Annotated in this window: 33 protein-coding genes; 7 read left to right on the plus strand and 26 right to left on the minus strand. The window is 35.9% G+C overall.

Going from position 1 to position 16,145, the window contains the following annotated elements:
• Positions 1-40 precede the first annotated feature (40 nt).
• The 26 genes from ACJ2A9_RS21395 to ACJ2A9_RS21520 all read right to left on the minus strand — a co-directional run bounded on the left by ACJ2A9_RS21395 (position 41) and on the right by ACJ2A9_RS21520 (position 10,140).
• Positions 41-817, minus strand: a complete 777-nt coding sequence (locus tag ACJ2A9_RS21395) for a hypothetical protein (RefSeq protein WP_441423735.1) — start codon at positions 815-817, stop codon at positions 41-43.
• Between the two features lie 157 nt (positions 818-974).
• Positions 975-1,412 carry a DUF1064 domain-containing protein gene (locus ACJ2A9_RS21400; protein WP_441423736.1) on the minus strand — a complete coding sequence of 146 codons (438 nt, stop codon included), beginning with the start codon at positions 1,410-1,412 and terminating at the stop codon, positions 975-977.
• Positions 1,412-1,714: a MazG nucleotide pyrophosphohydrolase domain-containing protein gene (locus ACJ2A9_RS21405; protein WP_441423737.1), complete on the minus strand. Its 303-nt coding sequence runs from the start codon at positions 1,712-1,714 to the stop codon at positions 1,412-1,414. Before ACJ2A9_RS21405 ends, ACJ2A9_RS21400 begins: the two co-directional genes overlap by 1 nt.
• Positions 1,715-1,727: 13 nt before the next feature.
• Positions 1,728-1,967 carry a DUF1653 domain-containing protein gene (locus ACJ2A9_RS21410; RefSeq protein WP_441423738.1) on the minus strand — a complete coding sequence of 80 codons (240 nt, stop codon included), beginning with the start codon at positions 1,965-1,967 and terminating at the stop codon, positions 1,728-1,730.
• A 95-nt stretch (positions 1,968-2,062) separates the two neighbouring features.
• Positions 2,063-2,272 (minus strand): hypothetical protein, encoded by a 210-nt coding sequence (locus ACJ2A9_RS21415; RefSeq protein WP_441423739.1) that lies wholly within the window; start codon positions 2,270-2,272, stop codon positions 2,063-2,065.
• Between the two features lie 19 nt (positions 2,273-2,291).
• Positions 2,292-3,032 carry a 3-oxoacyl-ACP reductase FabG gene (fabG, locus tag ACJ2A9_RS21420; protein WP_441423740.1) on the minus strand — a complete coding sequence of 247 codons (741 nt, stop codon included), beginning with the start codon at positions 3,030-3,032 and terminating at the stop codon, positions 2,292-2,294.
• 192 nt (positions 3,033-3,224) lie between these two features.
• On the minus strand, positions 3,225-3,398 hold the full coding sequence (locus tag ACJ2A9_RS21425; protein WP_441423741.1) for a hypothetical protein: 174 nt from the start codon (positions 3,396-3,398) through the stop codon (positions 3,225-3,227).
• Between the two features lie 36 nt (positions 3,399-3,434).
• Positions 3,435-4,145, minus strand: a complete 711-nt coding sequence (locus tag ACJ2A9_RS21430) for a hypothetical protein (RefSeq protein ID WP_441423742.1) — start codon at positions 4,143-4,145, stop codon at positions 3,435-3,437.
• Positions 4,146-4,198: 53 nt separating this feature from the next.
• Positions 4,199-4,339 (minus strand): hypothetical protein, encoded by a 141-nt coding sequence (locus ACJ2A9_RS21435; RefSeq protein WP_441423743.1) that lies wholly within the window; start codon positions 4,337-4,339, stop codon positions 4,199-4,201.
• Positions 4,340-4,362: 23 nt separating this feature from the next.
• Positions 4,363-4,614: a hypothetical protein gene (locus tag ACJ2A9_RS21440; protein ID WP_441423744.1), complete on the minus strand. Its 252-nt coding sequence runs from the start codon at positions 4,612-4,614 to the stop codon at positions 4,363-4,365.
• 30 nt (positions 4,615-4,644) lie between these two features.
• On the minus strand, positions 4,645-5,043 hold the full coding sequence (locus ACJ2A9_RS21445; RefSeq protein WP_441423745.1) for a DUF7694 domain-containing protein: 399 nt from the start codon (positions 5,041-5,043) through the stop codon (positions 4,645-4,647).
• Positions 5,044-5,061: 18 nt separating this feature from the next.
• Positions 5,062-5,286 (minus strand): hypothetical protein, encoded by a 225-nt coding sequence (locus tag ACJ2A9_RS21450; protein ID WP_441423746.1) that lies wholly within the window; start codon positions 5,284-5,286, stop codon positions 5,062-5,064.
• 125 nt (positions 5,287-5,411) lie between these two features.
• Positions 5,412-5,573 (minus strand): hypothetical protein, encoded by a 162-nt coding sequence (locus ACJ2A9_RS21455; protein ID WP_441423747.1) that lies wholly within the window; start codon positions 5,571-5,573, stop codon positions 5,412-5,414.
• Positions 5,554-5,724 (minus strand): DUF6011 domain-containing protein, encoded by a 171-nt coding sequence (locus tag ACJ2A9_RS21460; protein ID WP_441423748.1) that lies wholly within the window; start codon positions 5,722-5,724, stop codon positions 5,554-5,556. Before ACJ2A9_RS21460 ends, ACJ2A9_RS21455 begins: the two co-directional genes overlap by 20 nt.
• On the minus strand, positions 5,717-5,887 hold the full coding sequence (fbpA, locus tag ACJ2A9_RS21465) for a Fur-regulated basic protein FbpA (RefSeq protein WP_441423749.1): 171 nt from the start codon (positions 5,885-5,887) through the stop codon (positions 5,717-5,719). Before fbpA ends, ACJ2A9_RS21460 begins: the two co-directional genes overlap by 8 nt.
• Positions 5,823-6,164 (minus strand): hypothetical protein, encoded by a 342-nt coding sequence (locus tag ACJ2A9_RS21470; protein ID WP_441423750.1) that lies wholly within the window; start codon positions 6,162-6,164, stop codon positions 5,823-5,825. Before ACJ2A9_RS21470 ends, fbpA begins: the two co-directional genes overlap by 65 nt.
• Positions 6,161-6,343 carry a hypothetical protein gene (locus tag ACJ2A9_RS21475; protein WP_441423751.1) on the minus strand — a complete coding sequence of 61 codons (183 nt, stop codon included), beginning with the start codon at positions 6,341-6,343 and terminating at the stop codon, positions 6,161-6,163. Before ACJ2A9_RS21475 ends, ACJ2A9_RS21470 begins: the two co-directional genes overlap by 4 nt.
• Positions 6,344-7,126 (minus strand): ATP-binding protein, encoded by a 783-nt coding sequence (locus ACJ2A9_RS21480; RefSeq protein WP_441423752.1) that lies wholly within the window; start codon positions 7,124-7,126, stop codon positions 6,344-6,346.
• Entirely contained in the window at positions 7,035-7,970 is a 936-nt protein-coding gene (locus ACJ2A9_RS21485) for a replication protein (RefSeq protein WP_441423753.1), read from the minus strand. The genes ACJ2A9_RS21480 and ACJ2A9_RS21485 overlap by 92 nt, the downstream gene beginning before the upstream one ends.
• Before the next feature lie 22 nt (positions 7,971-7,992).
• On the minus strand, positions 7,993-8,157 hold the full coding sequence (locus ACJ2A9_RS21490) for a DUF6906 family protein (protein ID WP_441423766.1): 165 nt from the start codon (positions 8,155-8,157) through the stop codon (positions 7,993-7,995).
• Positions 8,078-8,323 (minus strand): hypothetical protein, encoded by a 246-nt coding sequence (locus tag ACJ2A9_RS21495; protein ID WP_441423767.1) that lies wholly within the window; start codon positions 8,321-8,323, stop codon positions 8,078-8,080. The genes ACJ2A9_RS21490 and ACJ2A9_RS21495 overlap by 80 nt, the downstream gene beginning before the upstream one ends.
• Before the next feature lie 51 nt (positions 8,324-8,374).
• Positions 8,375-8,605 (minus strand): hypothetical protein, encoded by a 231-nt coding sequence (locus ACJ2A9_RS21500; RefSeq protein ID WP_441423754.1) that lies wholly within the window; start codon positions 8,603-8,605, stop codon positions 8,375-8,377.
• A gap of 274 nt (positions 8,606-8,879) precedes the next feature.
• Positions 8,880-9,044, minus strand: coding sequence for a hypothetical protein (locus tag ACJ2A9_RS21505; protein WP_441423755.1), 165 nt, complete (start codon positions 9,042-9,044; stop codon positions 8,880-8,882).
• A complete protein-coding gene (locus tag ACJ2A9_RS21510) occupies positions 9,037-9,255 on the minus strand; it encodes a hypothetical protein (RefSeq protein ID WP_441423756.1) in 219 nt (72 codons plus the stop codon). The genes ACJ2A9_RS21505 and ACJ2A9_RS21510 overlap by 8 nt, the downstream gene beginning before the upstream one ends.
• A gap of 215 nt (positions 9,256-9,470) precedes the next feature.
• Positions 9,471-9,617, minus strand: coding sequence for a hypothetical protein (locus ACJ2A9_RS21515; RefSeq protein ID WP_441423757.1), 147 nt, complete (start codon positions 9,615-9,617; stop codon positions 9,471-9,473).
• A gap of 292 nt (positions 9,618-9,909) precedes the next feature.
• The gene (locus ACJ2A9_RS21520; protein WP_441423758.1) at positions 9,910-10,140 is read right to left on the minus strand and encodes a helix-turn-helix transcriptional regulator; all 231 of its coding nucleotides are present in this window, start codon (positions 10,138-10,140) and stop codon (positions 9,910-9,912) included.
• Between the two features lie 164 nt (positions 10,141-10,304).
• Here ACJ2A9_RS21520 and ACJ2A9_RS21525 point away from each other — a divergent pair, with 164 nt between their 5' ends.
• The 7 genes from ACJ2A9_RS21525 to ACJ2A9_RS21555 form a co-directional block, all read left to right on the plus strand.
• The gene (locus ACJ2A9_RS21525) at positions 10,305-10,661 is read left to right on the plus strand and encodes a helix-turn-helix domain-containing protein (RefSeq protein WP_441423759.1); all 357 of its coding nucleotides are present in this window, start codon (positions 10,305-10,307) and stop codon (positions 10,659-10,661) included.
• A 59-nt stretch (positions 10,662-10,720) separates the two neighbouring features.
• A complete protein-coding gene (locus tag ACJ2A9_RS21530; RefSeq protein ID WP_441423760.1) occupies positions 10,721-11,434 on the plus strand; it encodes a potassium channel family protein in 714 nt (237 codons plus the stop codon).
• Positions 11,435-11,588: 154 nt separating this feature from the next.
• Positions 11,589-12,794 carry a three-Cys-motif partner protein TcmP gene (tcmP, locus tag ACJ2A9_RS21535; protein WP_441423761.1) on the plus strand — a complete coding sequence of 402 codons (1,206 nt, stop codon included), beginning with the start codon at positions 11,589-11,591 and terminating at the stop codon, positions 12,792-12,794.
• Positions 12,795-12,845: 51 nt separating this feature from the next.
• Positions 12,846-13,565, plus strand: a complete 720-nt coding sequence (locus tag ACJ2A9_RS21540; protein WP_441423762.1) for a DUF5131 family protein — start codon at positions 12,846-12,848, stop codon at positions 13,563-13,565.
• Between the two features lie 72 nt (positions 13,566-13,637).
• Entirely contained in the window at positions 13,638-14,267 is a 630-nt protein-coding gene (locus tag ACJ2A9_RS21545; RefSeq protein WP_441423763.1) for an ImmA/IrrE family metallo-endopeptidase, read from the plus strand.
• Positions 14,260-14,628 carry a hypothetical protein gene (locus tag ACJ2A9_RS21550; RefSeq protein ID WP_441423764.1) on the plus strand — a complete coding sequence of 123 codons (369 nt, stop codon included), beginning with the start codon at positions 14,260-14,262 and terminating at the stop codon, positions 14,626-14,628. Before ACJ2A9_RS21545 ends, ACJ2A9_RS21550 begins: the two co-directional genes overlap by 8 nt.
• Before the next feature lie 81 nt (positions 14,629-14,709).
• The coding region (locus ACJ2A9_RS21555) for a recombinase family protein (RefSeq protein WP_441423765.1) at positions 14,710-16,145 on the plus strand (1,436 nt) is incomplete at its 3' end.

Below are 16,145 nucleotides of genomic sequence, written 5' to 3' on the forward strand. Positions count from 1 at the left end.
CCTCCACATATAATTTATTGGTATTAGAACTTGGTAAGGTCTATCCAACTTTTACAGGGACTTTATTTTTAAATCTATATCCCATTCTTTCAAGCTTACCTCTTACTCCTAGCTCGCTTTTACCTAATTTATTTGCGATTGTATTAAATCCATATCCTTTGTGATACATCTCAATTAACAACTTAACTTCTTCATCCGTGTACTTAGTATGATTGTTACGTTGAACGGGGCGCCCTTTTAATCCTAGTTCTTGTATCCGTCGTTTAACCGCTCCCTCTGTACGATTTAAGCGATTGGCAATATCGGCATAGGTATAGCTGAATGCACTAATCATTCCTTTTAGCGTTTGTTCATCCTCTGTTGACCAGGATCGTTGTTTTTTTCTTTGTACATCAATTAAATCAGCGTTCCTTTTTTCTTCTACCCAGGAAGGCTCAGGTCCTAAAGATAATGGCTCCAATTTCGCGAAATTAATCATTTGTTTATTCGCTTCAGCCCATTTCCAGAAATCATCGTATTTTATAACCTTGACCTTACTCTTCTCGGCAAATATTTTGTGTTTAATGGGGAGATTATGCTTCTCTATCCAAACCTTCATCGTATACGAATAACTAACATTTAGTACGTTACAAAGTTGACTCACAGTTATCCCGTCATAGTGAAGCGATGCATCACCTAAGCCTAGTTTTCGTGCCTTTAATTTAATAGCATTTACTGACCGACCAAGCTGATTCGATATCGCTTTTATCGATATGACACCCCACTTATTTTGCAGGTAATCTAATTCTTCTTGAGACCAATTTTTAGCTTGTCCCATGTCTTTCCCCCTTTCTTAAATCACTTTCCAACCATTTCTCTTCCGGCTATTCAATTCGTGTTTTTGCAACGGTTCATACAGAAAAACTTCTTGAAAATTCTCTCGGCGGTATAACAGATACCAAGTCGGTTTTCTTTTTCGCTTTCTAGACACCTAATCACCGTCTTTTGTTTGATTTTTCCAACGTTTTTAACCGGTCTAATTCTATCCATCCGTATGTAGAGTCATTGGTGACGACTGTTAATTTATGAGGATACTTGGCGTGGAATAATTTCTTTTTAAGTAAAAACTCCTTTGTTTCTACTCCTTTTACATCAATAATCTCAGTTGTTCCATCAAGATTATGAATCTCAAAATCTGCAACATATTCAATCTTCTTAAATTTTACGCCATCTTTTTCAAATGCTTCCTGGAGTACAAATCTTGGTTGTAGGATAAATCCTTTGATTTGCCGTGCTTTTTTTAGCCATACGAGTTGTTTATAATACTGAGATTCCATTATGCTATCGAATTTATATCCATCGAGTTCAACTTTTCTATTTTTGTATTTCGAATGCTTTGCATTTTTTTTCGACCTATATTTAACAGCTGACATTAGTAAGCCTTCCCGCCGTGTTTATAAGATCTTTGCTTATTCCGATCCATCTTCTTTAAAATTGCAGTTTCTAAATCAATTTCCTTAGATCCACACAAGTCAAAAATTCGAATACATACATCAGCCAGCTCTTCAACAAAATTATCTTTATCTCCTATTCGATCGGCTTCCAGTGCTTCCGATACCTCAGAATGAATTAATGCTAATAGAGTACCAGTTTCTCTTTCTTCATCATGCCAACCCTTAGACTTAGCAGTTTCATATGCTTCTAAACATAATGTATTAATATTTTTTCTAACCATTATTTCTCCTCCATTAATCAGTATTTCTCAAATCAGATGACGGTCTAGGAATATCCGGATAACCGTTTATTAATTGGAATCTCGGCATTTCTATATCGTCTACCATAACTTTTTCATTCCACATTTCAAGAGGTCTAGCCCACACATCTCCGTTTGCTTCACTTTGGTAAACTACCAGTGTTTTCAAAGTTTCGGAACATTTTGCATATCTTAAAAACCTATAAATTCCACCTTTGTAATGAACAAATCTCATTATTTACCTCCGTTCAATTGCTCTAGAATATTGTTTTCATCCATCATTGGAAAACTCGCTAAGATAAATTCATAGTTCATTGTTATTACCTCCATTTATCCATTAAATTTTGAGCCTCTACGGCCGTTTTTGTAGTGATTCTTTTGTTTTTCCTGCTTTAATTTATGAACCGAGCGTTTAAGAGCCCTGACTTCATTTTTCAATTTACTATTAGCCTTTCGGAGTTGCTTTGACTCTTGATGTAATTGATCAAACTTCTTTTGGTAGTGCTCATTCGTTTCGTCCATTAATTTGTCTACATCCATTTGAACACCCCTTGGAATGTTATATGACTAGCCCACCATCAACAGCAATAACCGTCCCATTCACATATGCTGCATCGTCACTGGCTAAGAATAAATAAGCTTTAGCTACATCACTAGGTACTCCCAAACGTTGCAAAGGAATTTTGTCTTTCATCATCGATAGAACTTTATCTGGCATTTTTTCCGTCATTGAGGTAAGTATGAATCCTGGAGCAACAGCATTAACATTTATTCCTTTTCGGCCTAACTCTTTAGCCCATGTTTGAGTCATCGCAATTACCGCCGCTTTTGCAGCTGCATAATTTGTCTGACCGAAATTTCCTAATCTTCCGACGATTGAACTTGTATTTATAATTCTTCCCGATCCTTGCTTAACCATATAAGCAGCTACAATTTGACCACAATTAAAAACCCCGGTTTGATTAACAGAAATGACTCTATTCCATTGTTCTTCGGTCATATTTAATAACTTTGCATCTGCTGTAATTCCTGCATTATTCACTAAAATATCAATTCGATCATATTGCTGGACGATCGATTCTATTGCAGCCTCAACTTCATTTCTGTTTGATACGTCCACTTTTACATAATATGAGGAGCCGCCTTCTCTTTGGATTTCATTTGCAACACGTTTTGCTGAATCTTCGATGTAATCTGCAACGATCACCTTAGCTCCTTCACTCGCAAACAAGAAGCAAGTTTCTCTACCTAATCCAGATCCCCCACCGGTAACAAGTGCAACTTTACCCGCTAATTTCATACTCAAATTCCTCCTCATATTTGGTTTTTAAATAATACCTGCTTTTATAAAGATGTTTCTCCAGCACTTATTTAGATGAATATTAGAACGACGTTTCAACGCTTTCCTTAATCTCCTTTTACGTTTTGCTTTATTAACCATCCTTTCACCTCATCACGTATGTTCACGTATCATTTAAAAACTCGCTATTCGCTAACTACTTCCGCACCTTTTAACCACTTTTGAAAAGGACACACCAGTAGTTCCTTTTGAAGACGGTGTATTGTAATATACAAACATTCCATCAAAACCAACAACAATTCGTTTCCTATTGTCTTTTTGTAAAACTACACCTTGTTTCATTTGTAACAGCTCTTTAAGTTCCACGTTTATTCCTCCTTCGCATAAGATTCGAAATGCGTATCAGTCATATTCGGGATTAGTTATTTCTAATTCACATTTATCTTCATCAATAACCAACTTTGCTCCACTTGCATAAATTTTAAATAAAGTTTCTTCAAGCCCATGAAGTCCCTTCATTACTGTTTTAAGATCAAAATCTTCACTAGAACGATTTCTACTATACTCTTTCTCATTAATCTTCACTGAATAAAGCAGACCTTCTTTACTTACATGTAATCTGTATTTACAAGAGTATTCGCTAATATCATTCCTCGAATCTAAACCTATCCAGTACGATCCGTATGAATCGTCTACATGAAGAGTCATTTCATGATATTCCTCATAACCAAGTTCATCTAAATCTTCAACTTCTTGAACCAGTTCCTTAACAAGTTCTGATAATTTGTATTTTCGCTTAGCGTCAGAGAGCAACCCTTCGATTTGATTTTTAATTTGAGCGACACCTTGATTCGTAATTTCATCGTCTAATTTATCTTTAATAGCTTGTAAAATTAAATGGTTGTAAGTTTTCAAATTCAACTCTTTAAAGTTAATTTGTAAAGCTTCTTTCACTTCATTTTTAAGTTCTTTAGAAAAGTCGCTCCAGCTACCAAATAAGTCTTTAACTACATCATTTACTGTTGATGAAACGTGTTTCTCAACAATTTCCTGTACTTTCCCTTCAGCTTCCATTTTCGCTAAACTTTCCATAACCATTTTATTTAAGTCCATTTCGCTACCTCGTTTCATATATTTTTTATTGCGCTTCATTTGTCGACTGTTCATTAACCGTTACATGTTGTGATATGCTCAAAGTAACCATCAAAATCGTCGAATTCATCTTCATCAAGGTTGTTTAATTCAAATTCCTTACCACAATGCTCACATTCAACAATGTCACCTAAACTAAATTCTCTAATTGACAAATCGCTCATCCTTTCGTTGTCGACTATTCACTAAACAAACCAACTAAAGGGAGTACATGATCTTCCCAGGCGGTATGCTCATAGGTGCTATCATCTACCGGAACAAAATAAGCTTGTTTTACTCCACAACCATTCCCTGAAAGCCAACGTGAAATTCTTTTAAGTTTAGTTCCAGGAAGCCAACCGTAATTCAATTTATAATGTTTGTATTCAGGTGTTTCCATTAATACATAAACGTCTTGCTCTTCTTCTGGAAGACGATCTTTCAAACGCATTTTCATTCCTCCCTATTCGTCTAACAGGAATCATTCTTTTAACGTAAAAGGTAGTTTCATTTCTTTTGGTAATACCCAAAAATGATACATATTTGCGGCATCAACTAGCTGACTTTCTTTCGGGAACACTTCTATAGCTTGACTTTCTATACCGAACAATTCATTCTTTATACGTTGCTTTTCAGCCCAAGGTATATCAGTTCCCGCCTGATTTCTCATGCAAGCGTGAGTAACGGATCCCCACACGGTATCTACTGCTCTTGTCATAACGACGTATTCGTCCCCTTGCCTATATACCTTATTCATTTCTGTAAACCAACCGCTTCCAAATTTCTTTAATTGTTTTGGTGACGGATGCTCAACCCAACCTTTAATCGTTCTTCCGTTTTCTACTTCCCGTTGCATCCTACGACGATCCGCTCGATTCATGTCTATAAACCTCACTCTCTATCTCGTTACATTACGGCGTTTCAATTCTTTTTTGATGATTTTAATTTCACCAAGCAACATTTCCGCTTCCGTAAACTCATAATTTTCTTTAGCTGTTTTATAACGATTCTTAAAGTCTTTAAATTTTTTGATCAGTTCATCGTCACTCAATTCAACAAATGACGGTGCGATGTTCTCGACCTTAGCACTCATCCACTTCCCCATTGACTTAACTGAATTCATTGTTTCCCCTCCTTACCGGTAAACGTGCTATAATAAACGTATTGCTTTTAAATTTTATGAAAGGCAAAAGGAATGAGCTATTCTACAATCATTCAACCGCTGCATAGCGGTTATTTTTTTTGCCATTAGATGCGTATTTCCCCTTCACTGACATCTTTCAACTTCCTATCGGTTAAACAAATAGGACACTGTACTGCAGAATGGTCTTCAAAGTCTTGATCAACTGCAAAGATCGCGTCACAATCATTGCACTCGTAGACATGGACTTTAAGCAAGTACTTTTCCATCATCGTCACCTACCAACTCTTTTATTAAATCGGTCTGAACGCCTTCCATATCTGCCTTTTTAGCACAAGTTGGACCCATGCCAATTGCAATGCTCTTTGGGTCTTTCAACTTTCTACGGCAAACAGTACAAATCTCAGAGTAATTATTCATGATCCCCAAATCCTTTCTGTAACCACCTGACCTCTTCTTTTAATTCAGTTAAAGTAAACTGTTCCAATGATTCACGATCTTTCTCTTCAAACTGATGGCTAGACAGGAGTTTTCCGATTAGCTTGTCCTTTTCTCTTGCTAGTGCGTTTCTCAGGTGACCCATCCTTATCACCTCGTAACCCGCCCGAACGCGGTTTTATTTTTCCTTCAAACTCTCGATCAATTACAAGAGCTCCAATCACAGGTAACGTCATCTCTAATTGCTTTGCGATTGCAACAATGGAATACCCTTCCTCCCACAATCGGTCAAACTCTTTAACGTCATCATAGTCCACAACTAAGTCATGCTCTTCTAGAATGATATAAATCTTTCTTCGTGACTTTAACTTGTCACCAGTTTGAATCCTGGCTTCTGGGTATACTGGACGGGCTGCACTCACAATAGCGGCTCCTGGTCATTGGTTTTAGCTAAAAATCTATTCCACTCAGTTATCATTTCTAACCGCTGATTTTGCCTCTTCTCCCGTTCCTCTAATGTGCAATAAGGACATGTCAGAAAAATCGTTATTGATTCTTCTTGTTCATGAAGCACGCCTAGATCATTGCAGGTCGCGCACATCTAAACCAACCCCTCAAGCCTATGATTAAGTACTTTCCGATCACCTTTTACGACTACAGTGTAATCCTTGCACATTTCACAAATTCTTGTTCCTAGTGCCTCGTCAACTTCGCATAGACCGTCAACATCAAGTTCAGATGAAATCATGATTGGCTTATGATTCAGGTATCGATGGTTAATTACAGCGTACATTTGTTTTATTTCCCATTCGGTCGAACCTTTTTTGAATAAATCATCGATGAAAAGAACATCAACTTTTTTCATTTTCCCGAGCTTCTCCTCAAGGGCTTCGAAATCATCTCGCAAATCATTAAAACCCTCTACGTAAGGGAAATACAGAACGCCTAGGTGTTTTTTTTGAATTAGATTGTTAGCTATTGCAGTAAGCAAATGGGTTTTACCCGATCCTGGCTGACCTAAAAGCGCGACACTATTTTGACGATTTTTCTGAACGTGATCGAAGTCTTTGTAGTAATCCATTGCACATACATACATAGCAACTATGAGGGGATGCTTACCACCCGTTAGGAAACTTCCAAAACTCATTTTTCTAAACTCTGACGTAATCTCGCTGGATTTCATCAACTTTTCTACACGTTTAAGGGCAATACAATTACACCTCGTCCAAACTTCTATACCGTCCTTAACGTTTAGGTAACCAAGCTGATCTTTGCACTTTTCGCATTGATAGTTATGGTTTGTTTTTTCTTCCGATCCTACCGACTGCTCCGCCAGTGATGCTCTCTCCCGTAGCTTGTTTAGAACCTCCTCGATTCCGTGCATGCTTTCCTCCCCCTTTATAAGCTGACTTCTTTGCTTGTTCTCTTGAAACAAGTGCCTGGTATTTATCCAAAATGTATTTTTCACAATAAACAAATGCATTTATCGTATCTCTAGGTCTATTAGGCTTGTAATCTTTAAAACAACTGTCTAGCAATTGCAATGCTTGTCCAATTGGTACCTCTTCTACAACTCTAGAAATAGAATTGTAGTCATTACTGTTAAGAAACAATCCTTTTCCACGTAATTGGACAAATCGGTTAGAAAGTGTGTCTACATCATCGTGTGAAGAATTTGTTATGCCATCTTCATTTTTGTGTTCAAGGTTTTCTTCTTCAGTAGCAGTAGTAATACTATCTGTAGTAATATCTGGTATTGCTTTGTTCAAGTTGACCTCTTCCACTGACCAACTTGAACGCATCGACTGTTCATTTTGAACACATGGACTGTTCATTGATGAAACCTCATTAGAAAAGGATTCTTCGTGGTTCTTCGACTGTTCATTTTGAACACATGGACTGTTCATTAATTGGTCGAACTTTTCATAGTCAATTCGGTACCATTTTGTTTTATCCATTTTGGCTTTATTGTAATTTCCTGTAACAATTAGACCGTCTTTTTCCAATTCAGTAATTGTTCTACGAATAGTACTAATACTCCAAAAAGGAAATTGAAGTTGCCAATCTTCATAAGTGTTATAAACCCACTTGTAGCCATCGATTAGGTTATTGCTCTTTTCAAGCCAGTAATGTAACTGTTGTAATACAATTGATTTATTCAATCCCACTTCTTCAGCAAGAGACTTTATTATGATCAATGGATATTCATCAAGTAAGTACTTCCTCACGTTCTCACGCCCATTCCGATGTTTAATAATTATCTACTGATTTTTCTTTTCCGGTTTCTCGATGAACTAAATAAAGCTTGTCGGATAAATTTTTTGTTACCAACCACTCACTTGGATTTAGTCCGTTTTCTTGAACTAGCACTTTTTGTTTTTTGTTTAATCGCTTTCCGCTCTTCAAACTCTTCATCCCTTTCACAAATGACGTATATCCCGCGAATTTGTTTAGGTCTTAGTTCTGGATGGTTTTTTCTGATAAAACCTTTCACATAACCGATAAACAGCTCTTTGTTTCCATTCGCTAGACATTGATATTGATGTGGTATCGTAATCATGACATCCGGTAGCACTCTCACCTATACCTTCCCCTCTATTTACAAAAACATTGATTTAAATCTAAATGTCTCTTAAACTATATTTATAATGTTTTTGTTAACGGATCGACCTCTTACACTGCCATGTTTGAGGCCCTTTTCTTTTTCCTCGAAGTACTTATACTTTATATGGATTGGATCCATGTTAAGGCGATGAGAAATTTGTAAACACCCTCTGTCTACTCCTAACACATCAATGTGATTAATCATGTAAAATAGTTCCCCTTGTGATAATTCCCTTTTTGAAACAAACTCTTTGTTCATAGTTCCCTCTCCTTTCTGTTTAAAAATATGGGTGGCCACCCATTAATGCATACAACATGTTTTAGGTCTTTCAAAAAAAGTAAACTCCCTTCTGAAGAATAGGTGTCCCGGTAACACCGTTGGAAACACGACTAAATTAAGTGCTGGGGGATGTACAGTCATGTTCCCAACGGCATGACCAGAGTATTGCCGCCCGCATATGTAAAGTGGTATAATTAATTTACGGATCAATCGTTAGTCGCCAAACTACGATAAACATGTGGTGGTAAGTGCTTTAAGCGCTTGCCACTTTTGTGTTTTTAGCCTCTAATCGTACTCGCTCCCCTCTGACTCGAAGCGCCTCCTCCATGTATTCAACATAATTCTCGTAATCACCAATTCTATTAAACTCTTCAGCTAATTGAAGAAACAAAATTTCGTATCTTAATAAATTAGGCATGTCCACTTTTCCTTTCGCTTTCAGTTTTCTTAAACTGGTAATACTTAAGGTCGTTCACTGCCCTTTTATATTCATAGGTCCAGAAGTCGACATCATCGAAATTCCCTAACCTTACAGCACAACTTAATTGCGCTGCGCAATATTTAGCCCAATTACGTAATGTCACAGTCATTGCTAAATCTTCTTTTAGTACCTGATCTTCTAAACTCATAATCTCCCCCTAAAAAACTCCGAAACTTTTTAACATACCAGCAAACAATGTAATGGACACAATTACTAGACCGACAGTTAGACTGATTTTGTCCTCTTTTGTAAATTCCATTTCTTATTCACTCTCCTAAAAGTTATTCCAATTAGTTATCGTATTTTATCGACAAAATTCAGCTAAAAAAATTTAGGGATTCACATCCCTGAACCGCATTCATTCTATGCACTGCTCTCTTTATCTGATTGACTCTCAAGTTGTTCCCGAGCAGCTCGCTGGCGATCAGCTTGGATTCGCCTAGCATCATCAATAAAACAAGCTTTGAATTTTTTCGTTTGTTCAGCATTCAAACGAATCTTTACTCCCAACGATGTCATCCCCTTTCCGCTCGATATTAATTTATATGTGTATCGAAAGTTGTCTAACAACCTTGATTTATTTACCTTTGTTCTCCAGGTTATCTAGAGATTCAATTAATTTTTCAAAGTTGCTTTTCACATCATTCAGTTCATACCCATTTTCTAATTCACAAAAGATTTGAAGGACCAAGGTCTTAATTTCGCAAATTACCCATTTGTTGTGGTAATCCATTACATAATGTCCCTCCTCATTTTGAATGTGGGTTTGGGTAAACTAATTAAGTGTTATGTTCGCAATGGATTAAGCAGGTTCTCCGTTACCCTTTTTGTGTAACTTTTCTTCAAAAAAAAGCTCATTCACATCAACACATAAAAGGTCGGCGATCTCCTTAGCTTTATCTATGCTTAATTTGTTTCTACCCATTTCAATGTTTGCATAACCGCTAACCGATTTATAACCAAGTTGTTTTGCCATAAAGGTTTGGCTAACACCCTTTGAAATACGTGTATCACGCAATTTTTCTAAAACCATTTTATCCTCACTCCTTTTTACTCGTTTTGTGTAACTTGTTAAGTTTATAATACTTACTCATTTTGTGTAAGTCAACACTTTTTTATTCTTTTTGTGAAAGTATTTATTTACTATGTGTAAAACGTGATAAAATTTACACATATAATGCAAATAAGGGTGATGACATGTCCACGGTAACAGGCAAAAGATTATCTGAATTACGTGAAAGAAAAGGTTGGACAAAGTCACATGTAGCTAAGCTATTGCACATCAAAACTGTTTCCACTTATGCAAATTGGGAATATGGACTTCGTCAACCTGACAATGAAACAATTGTTAAAATCGCAGAGCTATACGATGTTTCTACCGACTATCTCTTAGGCAGATCTGACAAACCCAATTACGAAGAATCAGATAAAAATGATGGACTAGCCTTCCTTGGTGGTGGCGAGGACATAACTGAAGAAGAAGAGGAATACTTGAAGGAATCGCTTGAATTGTTTAGAAAGATGAAGGCAAAAGCTAATAAGAATAAAGACTAACGAGAGGCACGCAGCATGTGAGAGCGTGCCTTTTTTTAAAAGTTTTAGGTGGGGATATTTTGAAAAAACTGAATAAATTGTATGTCATTTATGAACTACTCATGTTTTCTGCGGCACTCATCTCTGTAGCTTTTATATGGAATGACACAACTATTTGGATGAATCACCTTGTTTGGTTTATATTTTTTATCGATGTCAGTACACGCTTTATATTAACCAAGGATAAATTGGCTTATATAAAGAAAAATCCTTTCGATATAATCGCAATTATTCCATTAGATTCTATTTTCCAATTAGCTCGTTTAGTTAGGTTAATCCGAATACTACGATTTGCTGCAATAGCCCAAAAATATGCTAAACCAGTGGTTGAAATATTAAAAACAAACGGACTTCATAAAGTGATTATATTTACTAGTATTCTCATATTTGTTTGTGCAATACCAATTACAATAGCTGAGCCTTCAATGGAAACATATGCTGACGGTCTATGGTGGAGCGTTGTCACTGCTACCACTGTTGGGTATGGAGATATATCTCCTGTAACTGGTATAGGTAGAATAATCGCAATAATTCTCATGATTTTTGGTATTGGATTAATTGGCATGGTTACTGGTTCAATTGCAACTTACTTTCTGATCGGAAGTGAAGAAAAAAACTCAACAATTCAATACATACAAAATGAATTAAATCATTTTGAAACTTTGAGTAATGAAGAGATCGATCGGATTATTTATTTAATTGAAAGTATGAAGAAGGATAAAGGAATCAGTTAAAACATAAATAAAAAAAGACCTGGTACGCAGCATGTGAGGGCGTGTCTTTATTCTAAAAAGGTGGTGTTAGTAGCAAAGGTAAATAACTGGCACTTTGTAACTTAAAAAATAGATGTTTAGGTGTAGCTTTATACATTTTTTAGGAGGGATTCTATTGTCTGTAAAAAACCTAGAAAGCGATTTTTTTTCAGCACTTCAAAAACATAGTAATATAAAACTCACAATTATGAGGGAATATTTAGTTCCTTGGATGAGGAAGATAGTTCTTGATAGATGGAATCATAATAATAAATGCTTAATTATTGATGGGTTTGCTGGTGCTGGGTTATACCAGTCAGATCAACAAGTAGGTTCACCAATAATTATTTTAAAAGAGGCACTAAACTTCTACGACCAATGCGTTAGTAATAACTGGGAAAAACCTCAAATATACATTCTTCTAATTGAAAATAATAAAACTAATTATGAACAATTAAAATCTAATATATTTGAGTTCACAGGTTTAGATATCCCAAATGATAAAGATTACTACCCAATACCAGGGAAAAGTATATATGTTAAATGTCTAAATAATAATTTCAAAGAAGCGATGAACGATTTATTAAATAATATTGAATCAAATGAGACGTTGATTCCTAGCTTTTGCTTTATTGATCCGTTTGGTTTTAGTCATACTCCATTCTCATTAATTTCTAGGTACCTTCAAAATCAAAAAGCTGAAATATTTCTAAACTTTATTTTTGAAGAAACTAATAGATTTATAAAACTTCAATCAGAAAAAATTGAAGTACATATTAGTGAACTTTTCGGCGTTGAAAACCTAGAACAACTTCGAGAAAAAATCGGAGACAAATCTGGCCAACTTAGAAAAGAAGTTGTTGTCGATTATTATTCTTCTCAATTACTTAAAAACTCACCAATTGAACATGTATTAAATTTTGAAATAAAAAAGAAAGGCAAAACAAAATTGATTCTCTTTTATGGAACCAAAAGCAAAAACGGTTTGAAATTGATGAAAGATGTAATGTGGGATGTGGACGATACAGGATCTTACATGTTTGATGATAATTCATTAACAGACGAAATCCAATTTACTTTTTTTAAAGATTTCGAAAAAGAAGAACACATTTCGCATTTATCATCTAAGGTATTTGAAGAATTTAGAGGAAAAGACCATATCACAAAAGAGGATATCGAAGATTTTGTATTGTTAAAAACAATTTACCCAATAAAGAATTATTTGATTCCTTCTCTTAAACTACTTGAAAATGAAGATAAGATAGCTGAAGTGGTAAAAATAAACGGACAAAGACGGAACAAAGGTAGTTTCAAAGATGTATTAATTAAATTTAATAATTAGGAACATACATTCCCTTCCGTGTGTTACAATAACTTATAAGGAGGGATTATTATGGCCGGAAACTCTAATATTGAATGGACCGAAGTCACTTGGAATCCCGTCACAGGGTGTACTAAAGTTTCTGAAGGATGTCGAAATTGTTATGCTGCAACAATGGCAAAACGACTTCACGCTATGGGTAATCCAAGGTATGTAAATGAATTTAAGGTAACTCTGCATCCTGACTTAATATCTAAGCCTCTTTCTTGGAAAAAGCCCAGAAAAATTTTTGTTAATTCTATGTCAGACTTATTCCACCATGAAATTCCAGTAAATTTTATTAAAGATGTTTTTAGAACAATGAATTTGGCATCGCAACACTCTTTTCAGGTTCTAACAAAAAGACCAGAGAGGTTATTAGAGTTATCTCCTCAACTTCATTGGTCGCCAAACATTTGGATTGGAACGAGTGTAGAGAATGATTCCGTAGTAGATCGAGTTGATTTTTTACGAAAAGTGCCAGGGCATATTCGCTTTTTGTCCGTTGAACCCCTATTAGGTCCATTAAAGGATTTAAATCTTGATGGAATACATTGGGTTATAGTTGGTGGAGAATCCGGTCCTGGCGCAAGACCAATGGAAGCCGATTGGGTTCGAGATATTAGGGATCAGTGTAAAGAACAGAAAGTTGCATTCTTCTTTAAACAATGGGGCGGTGTACAAAAACATCGTACAGGTAGGTTACTTGACGATAAGGTTTATGATGAGTACCCTGAATTAATAAAATCTTAGCCTATTATTTGGGCTTTTTCTTTTATTTACAAGACGAACATATATTCTTAGAATAGTATTGAGGTGATTACAATGAATCTAGCACTATATAAAACTACTCCACTTGAAGAATGGATATACCACAAATATCAAGCGAATGGAATTTACTCTGTTGACGACCTGGATATGGAAAAGATTATTACAATTTTCGGGGGCGAACTAGCTAGTACAAAAGGAACTTCCCACGCCCGTTGGATTGATGACGGTTCAAATTATTTTGTAATATTTTTGAATACATATCAAAGGGTTGAAAAACAGCGTTATGACTTCTTTCATGAACTGTGCCACCCATTGAAGCATGTAGGCAGCCAACCTAATGTATCAAAATTATTTAATCAGCTACAAGAAGTTCAAGCAGGAAACTTTCAATTGTACGCTGCACTACCTATCTACATGTTAGAAGAATTTAACGATATCCCCTTCTCTGTTTTTGTCAAAATAGTATCAGAAGCTTTTGCACTTCCAGAAGTACTCGTAACTAAAAGAATGGAACAAATAAAAAATCGAATCACTTATGAAGAAAATCATCAGGTACTAGTAAATAAAATTCAAAGTCAATACAGGAAAGCTGATCCTAACAATTGGTCATATGAAACAAAAGAACTGGTAAAACTAGCAATCAATCAAAAAATGATAAAGAAGGGCGCTGTTATAAATGGCTAGAGCGACTGTTTATTACGATTACCATGAGGGAGAACAAGTACCCGTTTGGTTTGTGCTCTATTTTGGCGCTGGAAAGATAAAGTGGGAGGAAGATTATTTATATGTACCTGTTTATGCTCCCTTTGAAAAACAGGCTGCCCAAGACTTTCATGATGACACCCTTAGTTTTTCAATTTCAATTGGAGATTTAACTAAAAGAAGTGAAATGCCTGAGCATGTTGGAGTTTATCTTCCGAATGTAAAGAAAAAAATAAAGGAATTAGGTGGGGATCCGCTTGACGTTGAACAGTTTATCTTCCTCGTTGCTGATATCGAAGAAGTAATGCAAATGGATGTAAAACAAGACCTCTTTAACATTTAACAACCTTTACCAGTAGTATGGCAACGCAAAGAATTTTAATATGGATTGTGTCATATCCTTAGACAAGTGAGGTGTTTTAATATGCGTTGCGCTATTTATATTCGTGTTTCCACAGATGAACAAGCCAATGAAGGTTTCTCTATTCCTGCACAAAAAGAACGACTAAGAGCATTCTGTAAAAGCCAGGGATGGAAAATAGCTGGTGAATACATCGAGGAAGGTTGGTCCGCAAAAGACTTAAATCGTCCACAAGTTCAAACGCTACTTAAAGATATAAAAACAGAGAACATCGATATCATTTTAGTTTACCGTTTAGACCGATTAACGCGTTCTGTTCTTGATTTGTATAAACTATTAGACACTTTTGAAAAGCACGGATGCCATTTTAAATCCGCTACAGAAATTTATGACACTTCAACAGCGTCAGGTCGTTTATTCCTTACCTTAATTGCGTCCTTAGCTCAATGGGAACGTGAAAATCTAGCTGAACGAGTTAAATTCGGTACCAGGCAAATGGTTGAACAGGGAATAAGACCAGGATCCCCGAGGCCATACGGTTATGATTATAAAGATGGTAAACTTGTCGTCAACAAAAACGAGGCTAAATGGGTTAAATGGATATTCGAGAAGTATATCTCTACTGGTGCCGAAACTATCGCAAAAGAGCTGAATCAGATGGGTATACGGAATAAAAAAGGAGATCACTGGAGCGGATCTAGTATACGGTACATTTTAGATAACCCTCTTTATGCTGGTTTTCTACGTTGGGACTATCGCGGAATCAGTGGTGGAAAGCGAGTTTTCAATGATGAACCTATACTCACTGAATTGCAGCAAGAAGATTTTAAGCCGATTATTACAAAAGAAGTATATGAACAAACACGTTCTCTTTTGAAAGAACGACACAAAAATAAGATTAGATCAACTACACACTATCCTTTTTCAACCATTTTGCGTTGTTCTGAATGTGGTCATAAATATATTGGTCGTACTGAAATCAGGCAACCCGGCAATAGAAAATACCGTAGTTATTCATGTTCAGGTCGCAGAAAATACGGAATATGTAATTCCTCCTCTTTTTCAGAAGAATCAATGAATGAAGCGTTTCTAAATAGCTTAGAATACACATTAGATCAGCCAGATGAAATAGCAGCTGATCGAGATGTAGATCCAGTTGATCTCGAACAGAACATAATAAAACTTCAAAATAAAAAAGAACGTGCTAAGGAATTATATATTGAAGGTGACTTATCGAAAAATCGCTACCAGGAGTTAATGGACGGGTACGCCCAGGAAGAAAAAAAGCTTCTTGAAATAATGAATGAAGCCGACGAACAAATATCTACGGAAGCCATAAGTGAAATTTTAGAAAATCTAAAAGATGAGTGGAATGAGTTGAATTTTGAAAATCAGAAAAAAGCCATACACACGCTGTTTGAATCCATTACTGTTAAAGTCATAAAAAAAGGAACAGCCGGTAAAAGCCCACAACCAGCCGTCCTTGAGATTACCGACTA

It is taken from the genome of Anaerobacillus sp. MEB173 (assembly GCF_052119505.1).
In the GTDB taxonomy this organism is placed as follows: Bacteria; Bacillota; Bacilli; order Bacillales; family JBJMAU01; genus JBJMAU01.

What these genes read in the sequence shown, in the direction of transcription:
- ACJ2A9_RS21430 (WP_441423742.1), bottom strand. Translation starts at nt 4,145, where the DNA reads ATGGACTTAAATAAAATGGTTATGGAAAGTTTAGCGAAAATGGAAGCT.
- ACJ2A9_RS21500 (WP_441423754.1), bottom strand. Translation starts at nt 8,605, where the DNA reads ATGAACAAAGAGTTTGTTTCAAAAAGGGAATTATCACAAGGGGAACTA.
- ACJ2A9_RS21475 (WP_441423751.1), bottom strand. Translation starts at nt 6,343, where the DNA reads ATGTGCGCGACCTGCAATGATCTAGGCGTGCTTCATGAACAAGAAGAA.
- ACJ2A9_RS21440 (WP_441423744.1), bottom strand. Translation starts at nt 4,614, where the DNA reads ATGCGTTTGAAAGATCGTCTTCCAGAAGAAGAGCAAGACGTTTATGTA.
- ACJ2A9_RS21510 (WP_441423756.1), bottom strand. Translation starts at nt 9,255, where the DNA reads ATGAGTTTAGAAGATCAGGTACTAAAAGAAGATTTAGCAATGACTGTG.
- ACJ2A9_RS21505 (WP_441423755.1), bottom strand. Translation starts at nt 9,044, where the DNA reads ATGCCTAATTTATTAAGATACGAAATTTTGTTTCTTCAATTAGCTGAA.
- ACJ2A9_RS21395 (WP_441423735.1), bottom strand. Translation starts at nt 817, where the DNA reads ATGGGACAAGCTAAAAATTGGTCTCAAGAAGAATTAGATTACCTGCAA.
- ACJ2A9_RS21405 (WP_441423737.1), bottom strand. Translation starts at nt 1,714, where the DNA reads ATGGTTAGAAAAAATATTAATACATTATGTTTAGAAGCATATGAAACT.
- ACJ2A9_RS21540 (WP_441423762.1), top strand. Translation starts at nt 12,846, where the DNA reads ATGGCCGGAAACTCTAATATTGAATGGACCGAAGTCACTTGGAATCCC.
- ACJ2A9_RS21410 (WP_441423738.1), bottom strand. Translation starts at nt 1,967, where the DNA reads ATGAGATTTGTTCATTACAAAGGTGGAATTTATAGGTTTTTAAGATAT.
- ACJ2A9_RS21545 (WP_441423763.1), top strand. Translation starts at nt 13,638, where the DNA reads ATGAATCTAGCACTATATAAAACTACTCCACTTGAAGAATGGATATAC.
- ACJ2A9_RS21460 (WP_441423748.1), bottom strand. Translation starts at nt 5,724, where the DNA reads ATGAATAATTACTCTGAGATTTGTACTGTTTGCCGTAGAAAGTTGAAA.
- ACJ2A9_RS21520 (WP_441423758.1), bottom strand. Translation starts at nt 10,140, where the DNA reads ATGGTTTTAGAAAAATTGCGTGATACACGTATTTCAAAGGGTGTTAGC.
- ACJ2A9_RS21450 (WP_441423746.1), bottom strand. Translation starts at nt 5,286, where the DNA reads ATGAATTCAGTTAAGTCAATGGGGAAGTGGATGAGTGCTAAGGTCGAG.
- ACJ2A9_RS21480 (WP_441423752.1), bottom strand. Translation starts at nt 7,126, where the DNA reads ATGCACGGAATCGAGGAGGTTCTAAACAAGCTACGGGAGAGAGCATCA.
- ACJ2A9_RS21445 (WP_441423745.1), bottom strand. Translation starts at nt 5,043, where the DNA reads ATGAATCGAGCGGATCGTCGTAGGATGCAACGGGAAGTAGAAAACGGA.
- ACJ2A9_RS21525 (WP_441423759.1), top strand. Translation starts at nt 10,305, where the DNA reads ATGTCCACGGTAACAGGCAAAAGATTATCTGAATTACGTGAAAGAAAA.
- fabG (WP_441423740.1), bottom strand. Translation starts at nt 3,032, where the DNA reads ATGAAATTAGCGGGTAAAGTTGCACTTGTTACCGGTGGGGGATCTGGA.
- ACJ2A9_RS21400 (WP_441423736.1), bottom strand. Translation starts at nt 1,412, where the DNA reads ATGTCAGCTGTTAAATATAGGTCGAAAAAAAATGCAAAGCATTCGAAA.
- ACJ2A9_RS21550 (WP_441423764.1), top strand. Translation starts at nt 14,260, where the DNA reads ATGGCTAGAGCGACTGTTTATTACGATTACCATGAGGGAGAACAAGTA.
- ACJ2A9_RS21490 (WP_441423766.1), bottom strand. Translation starts at nt 8,157, where the DNA reads ATGAAGAGTTTGAAGAGCGGAAAGCGATTAAACAAAAAACAAAAAGTG.
- fbpA (WP_441423749.1), bottom strand. Translation starts at nt 5,887, where the DNA reads ATGGGTCACCTGAGAAACGCACTAGCAAGAGAAAAGGACAAGCTAATC.
- ACJ2A9_RS21415 (WP_441423739.1), bottom strand. Translation starts at nt 2,272, where the DNA reads ATGGATGTAGACAAATTAATGGACGAAACGAATGAGCACTACCAAAAG.
- ACJ2A9_RS21455 (WP_441423747.1), bottom strand. Translation starts at nt 5,573, where the DNA reads ATGGAAAAGTACTTGCTTAAAGTCCATGTCTACGAGTGCAATGATTGT.